General features: G+C 60.5%; 8 protein-coding genes and 1 pseudogene. 3 read left to right on the top strand and 6 right to left on the bottom strand.

Annotation, left to right across the window (positions count from 1 at the left end):
• Window positions 1-4,494: pseudogene (locus HU755_RS23520) on the top strand (LapA family giant adhesin); the annotation flags it as partial.
• A 147-nt stretch (window positions 4,495-4,641) separates the two neighbouring features.
• A complete protein-coding gene (locus HU755_RS23515; protein WP_186551506.1) occupies window positions 4,642-4,980 on the top strand; it encodes a tryptophan synthase subunit beta in 339 nt (112 codons plus the stop codon).
• Between the two features lie 62 nt (window positions 4,981-5,042).
• Here the strand turns inward: HU755_RS23515 and mgrA are convergent, their stop codons facing one another.
• The 3 genes from mgrA to HU755_RS23500 all read right to left on the bottom strand — a co-directional run bounded on the left by mgrA (window position 5,043) and on the right by HU755_RS23500 (window position 9,818).
• Entirely contained in the window at window positions 5,043-6,080 is a 1,038-nt protein-coding gene (mgrA, locus tag HU755_RS23510) for an L-glyceraldehyde 3-phosphate reductase (RefSeq protein ID WP_186551507.1), read from the bottom strand.
• 191 nt (window positions 6,081-6,271) lie between these two features.
• Window positions 6,272-7,591 carry an LLM class flavin-dependent oxidoreductase gene (locus HU755_RS23505; protein WP_186637017.1) on the bottom strand — a complete coding sequence of 440 codons (1,320 nt, stop codon included), beginning with the start codon at window positions 7,589-7,591 and terminating at the stop codon, window positions 6,272-6,274.
• Between the two features lies 1 nt (window position 7,592).
• Complete coding sequence (locus HU755_RS23500) at window positions 7,593-9,818, bottom strand: TonB-dependent receptor (protein WP_186637013.1); 2,226 nt, start codon at window positions 9,816-9,818, stop codon at window positions 7,593-7,595.
• 204 nt (window positions 9,819-10,022) lie between these two features.
• Here HU755_RS23500 and HU755_RS23495 point away from each other — a divergent pair, with 204 nt between their 5' ends.
• Entirely contained in the window at window positions 10,023-11,081 is a 1,059-nt protein-coding gene (locus HU755_RS23495; protein WP_186637011.1) for a LacI family DNA-binding transcriptional regulator, read from the top strand.
• A 93-nt stretch (window positions 11,082-11,174) separates the two neighbouring features.
• Here HU755_RS23495 and HU755_RS23490 read toward each other — a convergent pair whose 3' ends face one another.
• The 3 genes from HU755_RS23490 to betT form a co-directional block, all read right to left on the bottom strand.
• The gene (locus HU755_RS23490) at window positions 11,175-11,576 is read right to left on the bottom strand and encodes a type II toxin-antitoxin system HicB family antitoxin (protein WP_186637008.1); all 402 of its coding nucleotides are present in this window, start codon (window positions 11,574-11,576) and stop codon (window positions 11,175-11,177) included.
• A 59-nt stretch (window positions 11,577-11,635) separates the two neighbouring features.
• Window positions 11,636-11,818, bottom strand: coding sequence for a type II toxin-antitoxin system HicA family toxin (locus tag HU755_RS23485; protein WP_186637005.1), 183 nt, complete (start codon window positions 11,816-11,818; stop codon window positions 11,636-11,638).
• A gap of 243 nt (window positions 11,819-12,061) precedes the next feature.
• Window positions 12,062-14,023, bottom strand: coding sequence for a choline transporter BetT (gene betT, locus HU755_RS23480; RefSeq protein WP_186551558.1), 1,962 nt, complete (start codon window positions 14,021-14,023; stop codon window positions 12,062-12,064).
• Between the last annotated feature and the right edge of the window lie 333 nt (window positions 14,024-14,356).

Here is a 14,356-nt window from a genome sequence, read left to right as displayed (position 1 = left end):
ACCATCAAAGCTGGCGAAACCAGCGGTAATGTCACCGTTCCAGCACCAACCGATGACGTCTACAAAGACGCCGGCTCCGTGCAGGCAACGATCAGCAACGCCACCGGCGGCAACTTCGAGAAACTGGTCACCAGCAGCACACCAGCCGTCACCAGCGTCACCGATACGATCGACACCACCACCGTAAAACTGACCGCGACCGCTACGGCGGCCGAAGGCGGCAATGTCGTCTACACCGCAACAGTAGGAGCCCCCGTCACCGGCTCGCCAGTGGTCGTAACCCTGGCTAATGGTCAGCAGATCACGATCGACATCGGCAAGACCACTGGCACCGCGACCGCCGTCGTGCCGAACGATGTACTGACCGGCCACGCGCCGCTGGTTAACTCGATCACCAACGCGACCGGTGGCAATTTCGAAAACCTCGTCGCCGACAAAACCCCGGTCAGCACAAACGTGACCGACACCGTCGACACCACCAACCTGTCGCTGTCCGCGACCGGGTCCGTGGCCGAGGGCGGTCAGATCACTTACACCGCGACGTTGACCAACGCCGCCGGTTCGCCAGTCACCGTGACGTTGAGCAACGGCGCTGTGATTACCATTGAAGCCGGTAAAACCACTGGCACCGTGACTGTTCCCGCACCAACCGATGACGTCTACAAAGACGCCGGTTCTGTGCAGGCAACCATCAGCAGCGCCACCGGCGGCAACTTCGAGAACCTGGTGCCGAGCACAACGCCAGCCGTGACAACCGTCACCGACACCGTCGACACCACCACCGTCAGCATCAGCGGCAGCACTTCGGTGACTGAAGGCCAGACCGCCAGCTACACCGTCAGCCTGAATCACCCGGCGCAAACCGAAGTGACCCTGAAAATCGTCTACAGCGGCACGGCCGCCGACGGTTCGGACTTCACCGGTGTGTACACCGTGAAGATCCCGGCGGGCGCCAGCAGTGCGCAGTTCAACGTCGCTACTCTCGATGACAAGATCACCGAAGGCACCGAGAACTTCGTGGTCAAGATCGATTCGGCCACCGGCGGCAACTTTGAAAACCTCGCCGTCAGCGCCACCAATGGCAGCGTCAGCACCTCGATCATCGACAACGACGCACCACCCGTGCTCGACCTGGACGCCAACAATTCCAGCGGCGCCACCGGTGCCGACTACAAGGTGACGTTCACCGAGAACATCCCGGGCGCTGGCGTGTCGATTGCCGACACCGACCTCAGCATCACTGACCCGGACAGCCCCCTGCTGACCGGCGCCACCGTGGTACTGACCAACCGTCAGGACGGCGATGCGCTGAACCTGGGCAACAGCGTCAATGGCATCACTATCAATGCCAACAGCACCAACGGCACGGTGACCCTGACGCTGTCCGGCAACGCGACGCTGGCCGACTACATGCAGGTCATCAAGAACATCAGCTTCACCAACGGCACTGAAAACCCGAGCACCGTGCCGCGCATCATCACCGTGACGGTGACCGATGGCAGCAATTACTCCAACACTGCGACCACCACGGTTAACGTGGTGGCGGTCAACGATGCACCGGTCGCCGCGCCGGGCAACGTCACCGGCACCGAAGACACGCCGCTGGTGCTTGGCTGGTCGACCTTCGGTGTGAGCGATGTCGACAGCCCGGCCAGCAGCCTCGGGGTGAAAATCACCCAGCTGCCAGGCGAAGGCAAACTGCAGTATCTGGACGGTTCGACCTGGAAAGACGTCGCCACCAACCAGACCTTCAGCAAGGCCGATATCGACGCCGGCAAACTGCGCTTCCTGCCCGATGCCAATGAATCCGGGACCAACGGTTACGGCGGCAGCGGTGTGGGCAACAACCAGGCGGACTACGCGCAGATCAAGTTCCAGCCCACCGACGGCCAGGCGCTGGGCAATACCGGCACAATCAAGATCGACATCACCCCCGTGGCGGACGCACCGACCGTGGGCGTGGCCGATAACAGCGTGAAGTCCACCGGACTGATCAAGGAAGTCTGGACCGGCCTGTCGGGCCTGGGCACCAGCGGTAACGGCGCCGACTCGACCACGTTGAAAAACGTCATCGACGGTGCCGGTAAACCGAACACCAGCGGCAGCGTCTCCAATGTGCAGTCGGACGGCAGCGTCGCCGCCGGCACGGCATCGAAGACCTCGGGCCTGATCTATCTGGAAGCCGGCAAGACTTACACCTTCAGCGGCATCGCCGATGACAGCCTGCTGATCACCATCGGCGGCAAAAGCGTGGCGTCGGGGACCTGGGGCGCGGGCGGCGCGATCAACGGTTCGTTCACTCCGACCACCAGCGGCTACTACACGCTGGACATCTACCACCACAACCAGAGCGGCCCGGGCAGCTACGACGTCAACCTGTCAGTCAATGGCAGCGCGCCGATCGACCTGAGCAACGCAGGTGTGCCGATCTACACCGGCGTGCAGGATCTGATCAATGCCGGCGTGACCGTTTCCGATCTGCACGGCAGCAACGGCGAAGGCTATTACGACGGCTACAAACTCAACACGGGCGCCGAAGGCACCACGGTGAAACTGTCGGCCATCACCACAGCGCTGACCGACACCGACGGCTCGGAAACCCTGAGCCTGAAAATCAGTGGTGCCCCGGTTGGTTCGGTCCTCAGCGATGGCGCCGGCCATAGCTTCACCGTCACTGCGAGCAATGGCGAAGCCAATATCACTGGCTGGAACCTCGGCTCCCTGACGGTGACCCCGCCAACCTATTACAACGGCCAGTTCAACCTGACCGTGACATCGACGTCCACCGAACAGGTCGGCGGCTCGGCCAGCAGCACTGCGACCATCCCGGTGACCGTGGTGCCTGCGGTCTACAACGCAACGGTTGCGACGGCGGGCGACGACACCTTCAACGGCACCGATGGCAACGACATCATGGTCGCCGACATCGGCGGTCTGACGGTGGTGCCGGGCACCAATTACAACATCGCGTTCATGGTCGACAGTTCCGGCAGCATGAGCAGCACCTCGCTCAACGCCGCCAAGGACTCGCTGACATCGGTGTTCAACAGCCTCAAGCAAAGTCTGGGCGGCAGTAACTCGGGCACCGTGAACATCTTCCTCGTCGACTTCGATACCCAGGTCAACAAGTCGGTGTCGGTGAACCTCAATGATCCGAACGCACTGGCGCAACTCAAGGCGGTGCTGGACTCGATGGGTTCCGGCGGCGGCACCAACTACGAGGACGTGTTCAAGACCACGGCCAACTGGTTCCAGAGCGCTGACGCTGTGGCCAACACCGGAGCGAAGAACCTCACCTACTTCATCACTGACGGCCAGCCGACCTACTACCAGAGCGGCGAGCAGACCAACCCGACGCTGTACGGCAATGTGAAGCTCGATGATGTGGTGAAAACCAGCAACTACAAGCCGGGCGACACCTTCAGCACTTACATCGACAACACTCACGCGTTGACGATCAACAGCGCTGGCACCGTGACCCTGCAAACCTACAACTCGTGGTGGGGCTGGAGCAGCAGTAACCTGGGGACCATTCATGCGCAAGGCGACGGCACTTACGAGCTGTCGAACCTGGCCGGTACCGGCAACAGCACCAACACGTCGACGACCAGTAACTCGGCCAGCGGCTTTGCCTTGCTCAGCGGATTGTCGAGCGTCGAAGCAATCGGCTTGAACAACGACGTCAGCCTCAGCGACCTCAAGCCGTACGATTCGGACAAGACGCCACAGACCAACATCGATCCGAAGGACCTCGCCAACTCGATCATCGGTCACACCGAAGCAACGCTGCCGGGCAGCGACACCGTCAACGGTGGTGAGGGCAATGACATCCTGTTCGGCGATCTGGTGAGTTTCAACGGCATCGCCGGCGAGGGTTATCAGGCGATGCAGGCCTTCGTGGCCAAGGAAACCGGGGTCGAGGTCAGCAAAGTCAGCACCAGCAACGTGCACCAGTACATCACCGAACACTATCAGGCGTTCGATGTGTCCGGCGCGCATGACGGTAACGACACGCTGCTGGGCGGCGCGGGCAATGACATCCTGTTCGGCTCCGGCGGCAACGATCTGCTCGACGGCGGCAAAGGCAATGACATCCTGCTCGGCGGTACGGGTAACGACACGCTGATCGGCGGTCGGGGCAACGACATCCTCATCGGCGGTTCCGGTGGCGACACCTTCGTCTGGAAGTCAGGCGACACCGGTAATGACGTGATCAAGGACTTCAAAGCCAGCGAAGGCGACCGCATCGACCTGCGCGACCTGTTGCAGGGCGAGACCGGCAGCACCATCGATAACTTCCTGAAGATCTCCACGGTCGATGGCGTGTCGTCGTTGCAAGTCAGCTCGGGCGGCAAGTTTAATTCGGCTGACGCCGCCGCAGCCACGCCGGACGTGACGATCAAACTCGAAGGCAACAACTGGTCGAGCGCCAGCCTGCACAACCTGATCGCCGGCAGCGACCCGACCATCAAGGTCGACCACAACAACAGCTGATGCCTGGACGCAGCGGCCGCCCTCGAGGCGGCCGCTGCATCTGTGCCGATCACCCCCGGTGACGATTTCGCCGTCGCACCGCATACTGACGCGCAGTTGGCTATGCTGCTGACAGCATGACGCTGGTTCACTTCCGAGGGATGCTCAATGTTTTACGTGCAACGCGATGCGCAAGGTCAGTTGATTCGCGTGGAAGCCGCGGCCTATGCCGAGGCCACGGAAACGCTGCCCGCCGATAACCATGAAATCCAGGCGTGGTACGCCAACGAGGCGGTGGAAAACAGCCTCAGGCAGCTCAAGCAGAGCGACTTTGAAATGATTCGGGTCCTCGACGACCTGATTCAGGTGCTGACCCAGAAAGGCGTGATCCGCGTCACCGACCTGCCACCGGCGGCCCAGGCCAAATTGATGGACCGCACGCAGGCGCGTGAGGCGCTGGGCGGGTTGAGCCAGTTGATCGACGAAGAGGAAGGCGGCTTGATCTGACGCTTCGCCGTCGGAAACCTCGCGCCCGCTCTAGGCGGCGAGAGAGCGGGCGCGGGCATCATTTATTCCGCCGTCGACGGTTTTTCCCAAAGATTGATCCCGCCCTCCTGGGCAAACCGGTCAATCTCCGCCAGCTCCTCAGCGCTGAAGCTCAGGTTGCTCAAGGCCCCGACGTTCTCGATGATCTGCTGCGGCCGGCTTGCGCCGATCAACGCCGAGGTCACTCGCGAATCACGCAGTGTCCATGCCAGCGCCAGTTGCGCCAGGCTCTGACCACGACGACGGGCGATTTCATTCAGCGCCCGGACATGGGCGATATTGGCCTCGGACAAATGCGAGGCCTGCAACGAACCGCCGCCCGGACGATTGACTCGCGCATCCGCCGGCACGCCGTTGAGGTATTTGTCGGTCAGCAGGCCCTGCGCCAACGGTGTGAACGCAATCACGCCGGTACCGAGTTCATCGGTGGTGTCCAGCAAGTCCTTTTCCACCCAGCGATTGAGCAGGTTGTACGCCGGTTGATGAATCAACAACGGCACTTTCCACTCTTTCAGCAGTGCAGCCATTTCACGGGTTTTCACCCCTGAGTAAGACGAGATACCGATATAGAGCGCCTTGCCCTGTTGCACGGCAGTGGCGAGGGCGCTGGCGGTTTCTTCCAGCGGCGTGTCCGGGTCAAAGCGGTGCGAATAAAAGATATCCACATAGTCCAGACCGAGGCGTTGCAGGCTCTGGTCGAGGCTGGCCAGCACGTACTTGCGCGAACCACCGCCCTGGCCGTAAGGGCCGGGCCACATGTCCCAGCCGGCCTTGCTGGAAATGATCAGTTCGTCGCGGTAGGGCTTGAAGTCTTCGCGCAGCAGGCGACCGAAATTGGTTTCGGCGCTGCCATAGGGCGGACCGTAGTTGTTGGCGAGATCGAAGTGGTTGATCCCCAGGTCGAACGCGGTGCGCAACAAGGCGCGCTGGGTGTCGATCGGCGTGCTGTCGCCAAAGTTGTGCCACAGGCCCAGCGACAGCGCCGGCAACACCAGACCGCTGCGGCCGACGCGGCGGTAAGGAATGGAGTCGTAGCGGTTTTCGGCAGCGGTGTAAGTCATCGAATCCTCTCTTGTTTGATACAGCAAATTGAGGGGTGAAACCAAACTATGTGGCGAGGGAGCTTGCTCCCGCTCGGTTGCGCAGCAACCGCAAATCCATCCACCCCGGTACTACCTGAATGAGTGCACCCTGCAGGTTTTGGGTCTGCTTCGCAGCACAGCGGGAGCAAGCTCCCTCGCCACATAAGCGATTACACAAATCTGTTTCGGGGTCGGCCCAGACCCAGATTCTGCCGCAACGTCCGGCCTTCATATTCAGTTCTGAACAACCCGCGCCGCTGCAGTTCCGGCACCACGCCATTGGCGAAATCTTCCAGTCCGCCCGGCAGGTGCGGCACCAGAACATTGAAGCCATCCGCCGCGCCCTGTTCAAACCACTCCTGCAGGCGATCGGCGATCTGCTCAGGCGTACCGACGAGACTGTAATGCCCTCGCCCGCCGGCGATTTTTCGACCGAGTTCAGCGAGGGTCAGTTGTTCCCGGCCCGCCAGTTCGGTCAGCAGTTTCTGCCGGCTCTGCTGACCGCTATCAGTCAATGGCAACGGCGGCAGCGGCCCGTCCAGCGGATACTTCGCCAAGTCGAAGTTGCCCAGCATACGCCCAAGCAGCGCGACGCCCACCTCGGGTTCGACTAATGGCTGAAACGTTTCAGACTTTTCCTGCGCCTGAGCCTCGGTGGCACCCACCACGACATATACGCCTGGCATGATTTTCAGCGAGTCGCGACCGCGCCCGAACTTGCTCAAGCGCCCTTTGATGTCGGCATAAAACGTCTGAGCAGCGGCCAGCGAAGTCTGCGCGGTGAACACCACTTCTGCCGTTTGCGCCGCCAGTTCGCGCCCGGTTTCGGAAGAGCCGGCCTGGATGATCACCGGTTGGCCCTGTGGCGAGCGGGCTACATTCAGCGGTCCTTTGACCCGGAAATGTTCGCCGACATGATCGAGCACGTGGAGCTTTGCGGGATCGTAATAAGCGCCGCTGACCTTGTTGCGCACAAACGCATCGTCCTCCCAACTGTCCCAAAGCCCGGTGACCACCTGGTGAAATTCGCGCGCACGGCTGTAGCGTTCGGCATGGCCGATATGTTCATCGCGCCCGAAATTCAGCGCTTCGGCCGCATTGTCCGAGGTCACCAGATTCCAGCCGGCGCGCCCGCCGCTCAGGTGATCGAGCGAAGCGAACTTGCGTGCAACGTGATAAGGCTCGTTGTAACTGGTGGTCGCTGTAGCGATCAGACCGATGTGCTCGGTGACCGCGCTCAATGCCGAGAGCAGCGTCAACGGCTCGAAGTGATCGGAACGGGCCATGCGGCTGGCGATGTCCTGGGTCGGTGCGGCAACGCTATCGGCGACAAACAGCGCATCGAACTTTGCCCCTTCGGCGATCTGCGCCAGGCGTTTGTAATGGGCAAAGTCCAGCCCCGCATCTGCCGGCACATCCGGATGCCGCCACGCTGCCACGTGGTGCCCGGTCGCCATGAGAAACGCACCGAGTTTCATCTGTCTGCTCATCTCAGAAATCCTTGCGCAGTTGCACGCCGAAGTAGCGCTCGTCATCCCGTGGCACGGCGCGATAGATGTAGCTGCCGCCACTGGCCAGCAACGGTGAATACGACTTGTCGGCGAGGTTCTTGCCGAGCAGGGCGACGCGCCAGCCATTGCTGTAATCGGCCAATGCGACACTGGCGTTCCATAGCCCATACGCGCCCTGTTTGGTGTCCCGATTCTGGCTGATGTCGTACTGCACTTCGCTCTGCCAGCTGTAGTCGGTGCCCAGTTCGATATCCAGGCCGTTGTCCAGCGGGATGCTGTAGTCGGCGCGCACGTAGCTTTTCCAGTCAGGGCTGAATGGCAGCGGCTTGCCGTTGACGTTGCACGATGCCGCCGCGCCGGCCGGGCAGGCGAATTCGTCGATGCGTGCGCGGGTGTAGGCCAGTGCACCTGAGAACTTCAATTGCTGGGTGGCTTGCAAGGCGTAATCCAGCTCGACACCTTCGCTGATGACGCTGCCGGCGTTGATCAGCCGCGTCACCACTTGCCCGGCGACAGTGTCGAAAAAATTCGCCTGATAGTTGTCGTACTCGCTGTGGAACACCGCCAGGTTGGTGGTCAGGCGATTGTTCCAGGAGGTGGCTTTGATTCCCGCCTCCCAAGTGTTCGAGGTCTCCGGCTTCAGTGCTTCGGTGTCACGCGGCTGCATGTTGAAGAACACGTTGTACGCCGGGCCTTTGTAGCCGCGCGAGTAGGACAGGTAGGTGGTCACCGTGTCGCTCAGGTCGTACTGCACACCGAGGCGACCGGACCAACCGTCTTCGTCCACCGAGCCTGAGCTGCTGGTCGCCGGTTGAATGCCGCTGACGGTGCCTGCCGAAGTCGAGACGCGGCGATGATCGTATTCCAGATCATCGTGGGTGTAGCGCAGCCCGGCGATGCCGCGAAAATCCGAGGTGAAATTCAGCGTGCTCTCGCCGAACACCGCGTAGCTGTCGCTGGTGGTGCTGTAATCGGCGACGCCGCGATCGGTGCGCGTGGTAGTGGTCAACGTGCGCTGATAAGTCTCGTCGTCCTCGCCGTGCATGTAGAACAAGCCGCCGACGTATTCGAGGAATTCGCCTTTCGGCGAGGCCAGACGCAGCTCCTGCGAGTATTGGTCGAAAGCCAGATCGCCCTTGTCCGCCGTACCCGGGAACGCGGCTGTTACAGCGCCGAGACGGTCGCCGTCCTGATACTGGGTGTTGTCCCAGCCGCGCCACGCGGTGATCGAAGTCAGCGTGTAATCGCCCAGTTGCCAGTCGAGCTGGCCGGACAGACCTTTGTTGACGTCCTCGACGTGAGAGCGGGTGTCGGTGTTGATGTCGCGATTGTGAGCGGTGGCATTGACGGGGCTCAGCGCATTGGCGAAGGCCGGGGTCAACGACTGGCTGACGACGCCGTTAGGGCCGTCATCATGGGACTGCATGTAGTCGGCAATCAGGGTGAACGTGACGTCATCGTTCGGCGTGAATTCGAGCTTGCCGCGTGCGCCGCGATGGTTATAACCGTTCACCTCCTGGCCGTTGTGCTGATTGTCGACGTTACCGTCGTAGGTGCCGAACAACGTGCTGATCGAGCCCTTCAACGTGTCCGGAATCAGGCTGCCGCCAATGCCGAACCGAGTGCGGCTTTCGTTGCCGCTGTAGTACGCCTGATCGATGTAGCCATGGGTCTCGGCGGTCGGTGCCTTGCTGGTGATATTGAGCACTCCGGCCGAGGCATTCTTGCCGAACAGCGTGCCCTGCGGCCCGCGCAATACCTCGACACGCTGCAGGTCGAGAAGATCCAGCGTCGCCTGCCCCGGACGCGCATACACCACGCCATCGATCACCGTTGCCACGGTCGGCTCGACGCCGGGCGAGGTGGAAATCGTGCCGACGCCGCGAACAAACAACGAGGTGTCCTTGTTCGACGCACCGGTACGAAAATTCAGCGACGGCACTTGCTGGACAATGCTCGCCACACCATTGCGGTTGTCGCGCTCGAGTTGCTCGCCGTCGATCACCGATACTGCCACCGGTACTTTTTGCAGCGACTCTTCGCGGCGGGTGGCGGTGACCGTCACCGATTTCAGGGTCGGTTCCTGATCGCTGCTGTCAGCGGCAAATGCGCTGGGCACTGGCAGCGCCGCTAACCCGGTAAAGATCCAGCCCGCGGCGCGAATCGCCTGCGCCAGTGTGTGTCTCGCCCCAGGAAAGTTATTCATGTGCATCCGCTCGAAAATGGTTCTGAATCGCTGCCGTTCTGCGACGACAGCGCCTGAAATCTGTCTTCGGCATTCGCTCGAGCGAGTAGCAGACAACGCACTTTGTTAGCGCTAACATCGTCAGTATTGGCAAGCCGCGCATAGAGCGTCCAATACTGAAAAATTACTTTTATATGCGATTTTGTTTTTATAAAGGACTGAGCCTTGAGCGAACAAAAGCCCCGCAAACGCCGAGGCGCCGGCCGTGTGACGTTAAGTGCCGTGGCGCGCAAGGCCGGTGTTTCGGCGATCACCGTATCGCGTTATTTCAACCAGCCCGAACAGGTCTCGCCCGAACGCCGAGAACGGATCGCAGCCGTCGTGGCCGAATTAGGTTACGTGCCCAATCTCGTCGCCGGCGGTCTGGCTTCGGCGCGGGGGAAAATCGTCGGCATGGTGATCCCGAACATCTCCGGGCCGATCTTCGCCAATACGATTCAAGGCTTCAGCGACACCCTCAGCCGTCACGGTTATCAGATGTTGCTGGCGTCGAGTTACTTCGATATCGGGCAGGAAGAAAACGCCGTGCGCGCTTTCCTCGGCTGGTCGCCGGCGGCGCTGGTGCTGACCAGCCATTTCCACAGCGCAGGCACGGAGAAGATGATTGCCGAGGCAGATGTTCCCATCATCGAGACCTGGGATTACCAGCCCGAACGTGGACCGATGCAGATTGGTTTCTCGCATGTTGAAGTGGGCGTAGCGGCAGCGAGACATCTGCTGAAAAAAGGCTACCAACGCATCGCGTTTGTACAAAACAGCGCGCCCGGCGACTTCAGTGCACTGGAGCGCCGCGACGGTTATGCCGCGACGTTGCGCGCCGCAGGACTTGAACCATGGGTGTTCGCCCCAGACACCGACCGCGCACCGTTCGAGGCCGGCAAGCAAGCGATGGACGTCTTGATGAATGCCTCACCGCGACCCGACGCAATCATCTTCGCCAACGATAACCTCGCCGCCGGCGGCTTGCTCGCCGGGCAACGCGCCGGAATCAGAATCCCGGAAGACTGCGCTGTGATGGGCTTCGGCGATTACCCGTTTGCCGAAATGCTGCTGCCGAGTCTGAGCACGATCAAGCCGCCGGCGCTGGAGATTGGAGTGCTGGCGGCAACGCGGGTGCTGGAAAGCCTTGGGGTGCTGCCATGCGATGAGGTGCAGCGGCTGAATTTGTTGCAATGCACAGTCATCGAACGCGAGAGCATCCTGCGCAATTGCGCACACCTGTGAGAGCGGGCTTGCTCGCGAAAGCGCAGTGTCAGCTACTTCAATTGTCAACTGACAGTATGCCTCGCGGGCAAGCCAGCTCCCACAGATTCTTCGTCAGACCGATAACTCGCGCAGCGCAGCAGCGGCCAGGAATCCGGAGCGGGAACGGTAGCGCCGATCTCTCCGGACAGTCTGGTCAATACGCTCCAGCAACTGCTCGGGCAACGTGGCGTTGAAGCGCACCGATTTGCCGAAATAGGGCGTGATGTCGAAATCGACCACGCCCCAAATACCTCCCGCGTAGTCCGGGTTATCAAGATGAGCATCAATATCGCGCACCTGCGGCAACGGTGCGCCATCGACGACCAACCCTTCATAGTGCAGTGCCAGCGCCTCCTGCGTATTTTCAAAAGCTTCGGCTACCGTGCTGCCAGCGGAATAACACCCCGGTACGTCCGGGATAATCACGCCATAGTCTGAGTCGGCATCCTTGTGCAGAACGACCGGGAATTTCATAAAAGTGAATCCTCCCTCTGGTAAGTCCATAACGGGCGTTTCGTCTTCAGGTACGGGTCTCATTTCAAACCCGCCTGTTTCAAAATGCTGTTGATCGTACCCTTGGGCAGATCCGAATCAGGGTGTTTTATCGTCACCCTTCCCTGCTTGAACGAATGCTTGTACTGATGGTGACTGCCTTTTACCGCAACCAGGTACCAACCATCTTCTTCGATCATCCTGATCATTTCCCGACTGCGCATGTCCTTCGCCCTTTTCTACAGCAAGAGCTACTCACTCTAGGGGACAAATCGCGCATCGATACACACAATACACACTTGGTTAAATAATAGTCTGTTTCGTGAGTCTTCACTGAATGGCGGGATCGACGGCGGGGGCGGGGATTGTGCTTGGCAGTGTGGTATTCGGAGTGCCGATAGCGGCGATGGTGTTGTCCACGGCGCTGAGCGCCGAGTCGTAAAAACGCCCCGGCGCTCAGTCGTCGATCAACGCACCAGGTGCAGGAACTGCATGTGCCGTTCGTACTGGTCGAGGATGTCGTTGATGATCTGTTCTTTGGTATAGCCGACCAGATCGTAGTCCTGACTGCCCTCGCTCAGATGCACTTCGGCGCGGTAGTAGCGGCGGTTGTTGAGCTGCTTGGAACCCATGCCGCCACGGGCGAAGGACGGTGTGAAGTAGCCGCGCATCTGCACCTGATAGATGAATGGATGCTGCTCGCCATGGCCGATTTCCAGGCTGACGTTGTCATGCGCCGGATCTGGCTGAGTCACCACGTTCAGGCCTTTTTCGACAAACACCGCGGTCACTTCTTCGATCGCCGGGCGCACCGTGGTGTCCATGAAACGGTACACCTCATCGCGCGACGGGAAATGCACCGCCTGACTCAGGCGCTGGCGCCAGCCGCCGGTGCCACGCCGCGAACCAGAGACCGGCGCCAGCGAATGCAGTTGCGCAATTTGCTTCTGCGACTCCAGATAGAACGCCTTGTGCAGGCCCCACATCATCAGCAGCAGAATCAACGAGAACGGCAAGGAGGTCAGCACCACGGCAGACTTCAGCGCATCGATGCTGCCGGAAAACAGCAAGGCACTGGTGATCAGCGCAGTCATCGCGCCCCAGAACACCCGCAGCCATTTCGGCCCGTCTTCATCCGGGTTGCCGCCCTTGGCCGACAACGTCGAGAGCACAACGGTGCCGGAGTCGGCAGAGGTGACGAAGAACACGAAGCTGATGAACACCGTCACGGCGATAACGGTTTTGCTCCACGGATAGGTTTCCAGCAGCAGATAAATGCTCATTGAGGGATTATCGAGGGCCGACATGCCCAGCGCGCTCATGCCGTGGTTGAGCACTTGATCAAGGGCGCTGTTGCCGAAAATCGACATCCACGCGAGGGTGAAACCAAGCGGAATCAGCAGCACACCGAAGACGAATTCGCGAATGGTCCGGCCGCGGGAAATCCGCGCGATGAACAGGCCCACGAACGGTGACCATGCAATCCACCAGGCCCAATAAAACACCGTCCAGCCGCCGAGCCAGTCGCTCGGCTTGTCATAGGCGTAGAGGTCGAAACTCTTCATCGGCAAGGCGCCGAGGTAGTCGCCGACGTTCTGGATCAACGTGTTAAGCAAGTGCTGCGTCGGCCCGGCGAACAGCACAAACAGCAACAGCCCGCAGGCCAGCAGCATGTTGATGTCGGACATCACCCGCACGCCTTTATCGACGCCAGAGACCGCAACGATGATCGCCGCGCCCATCATTAGCGTGATCAGGCCGACCTGAATCCACTGGGTGTGGGCGATACCGAACAGATAATCCAGGCCCGAGTTCAGGTGCAACACGCCAAAGCCCATGTCAGCACCGAGACCGAACACCGTGGCGATGATACCGAAGCCGTCCACCGCATAGCCGATGGGGCCGTTGATGCGCTTGCCGATCAGCGGATAAAGCGCCGAACGCAGGGCCAGCGGCAAGTTGTGACGATAGGCGAAGTAGGCCAGTGCCATACCGACAAAGGCGAACACGCCCCAGCCATGCAGGCCCCAATGCAAAAACAGAATCTGCATCGCTTGTCGCGCCGCATCCGCCGTACCGGCCTCGCCCTGCGGCGGTTGCAGCATGTGGGTCAGCGGTTCGGAAACACAGAAGAAAAACAGCGTGATGCTGATCCCGGCGGCGAACAGCATGCCGGCCCAGGACAGGTAACTGAATTCGGGCTCGTCGTGGTCGGCACCGAGTTTTATCTTGCCGTAGCCGGATAACGCGGTGACCACCACGAAGACCAGATACAGGGTCATCGCGAGCATGTAATACCAGCCGACCGTATTGGCCGCCCAGTTCTGCGCTTCCAGCAACCAGGCGCCGGCCTGTTCGGGCATGGCGATGACGACAAGGCCAAACAGCAGAATCACCGTCGCGGCGAAGTAGAACACCGGCGGATTCATGCGCACCAGACCGCTGGCGGGGATGGACGATGCACTCATGAAACGTGCACCTCGAAGCAATGAAACATGGCTGAAATGATCGGACTCAGCAAAGGCAAGCCTCCTGTTGTGAGCGGGCAGCGAACCACCGGTTTAACTTGAATGAACGTTCAAGTTAAACATGGATAGGGTAGTAAGGACTAATCGCAAGGCTGGGCGGTAGATTTCCTACAGTAGCCCAAGGAGGCGTATGACGTGGGTTTGCCGCGTTTCGTTCACTGATGAATTGGCTGAGGACGATAATCTCGATTCGGCCTGACATCCATTCGCGAGCAGGCTCGCTCCCACATTAGA

This window comes from Pseudomonas sp. SWRI111 (genome assembly GCF_014268555.1).
Taxonomy (GTDB): domain Bacteria; phylum Pseudomonadota; class Gammaproteobacteria; order Pseudomonadales; family Pseudomonadaceae; genus Aquipseudomonas; species Aquipseudomonas hamedanensis.
The sequence above is the reverse complement of the archived record's forward strand: the minus strand, read 5'-3'. Positions and strand labels throughout refer to the sequence as shown.

What these genes read in the sequence shown, in the direction of transcription:
- HU755_RS23505 (WP_186637017.1), bottom strand. Translation starts at nt 7,591, where the DNA reads ATGAGCAGACAGATGAAACTCGGTGCGTTTCTCATGGCGACCGGGCAC.
- HU755_RS23500 (WP_186637013.1), bottom strand. Translation starts at nt 9,818, where the DNA reads ATGAATAACTTTCCTGGGGCGAGACACACACTGGCGCAGGCGATTCGC.
- HU755_RS23485 (WP_186637005.1), bottom strand. Translation starts at nt 11,818, where the DNA reads ATGCGCAGTCGGGAAATGATCAGGATGATCGAAGAAGATGGTTGGTAC.
- mgrA (WP_186551507.1), bottom strand. Translation starts at nt 6,080, where the DNA reads ATGACTTACACCGCTGCCGAAAACCGCTACGACTCCATTCCTTACCGC.
- HU755_RS23515 (WP_186551506.1), top strand. Translation starts at nt 4,642, where the DNA reads ATGTTTTACGTGCAACGCGATGCGCAAGGTCAGTTGATTCGCGTGGAA.
- HU755_RS23490 (WP_186637008.1), bottom strand. Translation starts at nt 11,576, where the DNA reads ATGAAATTCCCGGTCGTTCTGCACAAGGATGCCGACTCAGACTATGGC.
- betT (WP_186551558.1), bottom strand. Translation starts at nt 14,023, where the DNA reads ATGAATCCGCCGGTGTTCTACTTCGCCGCGACGGTGATTCTGCTGTTT.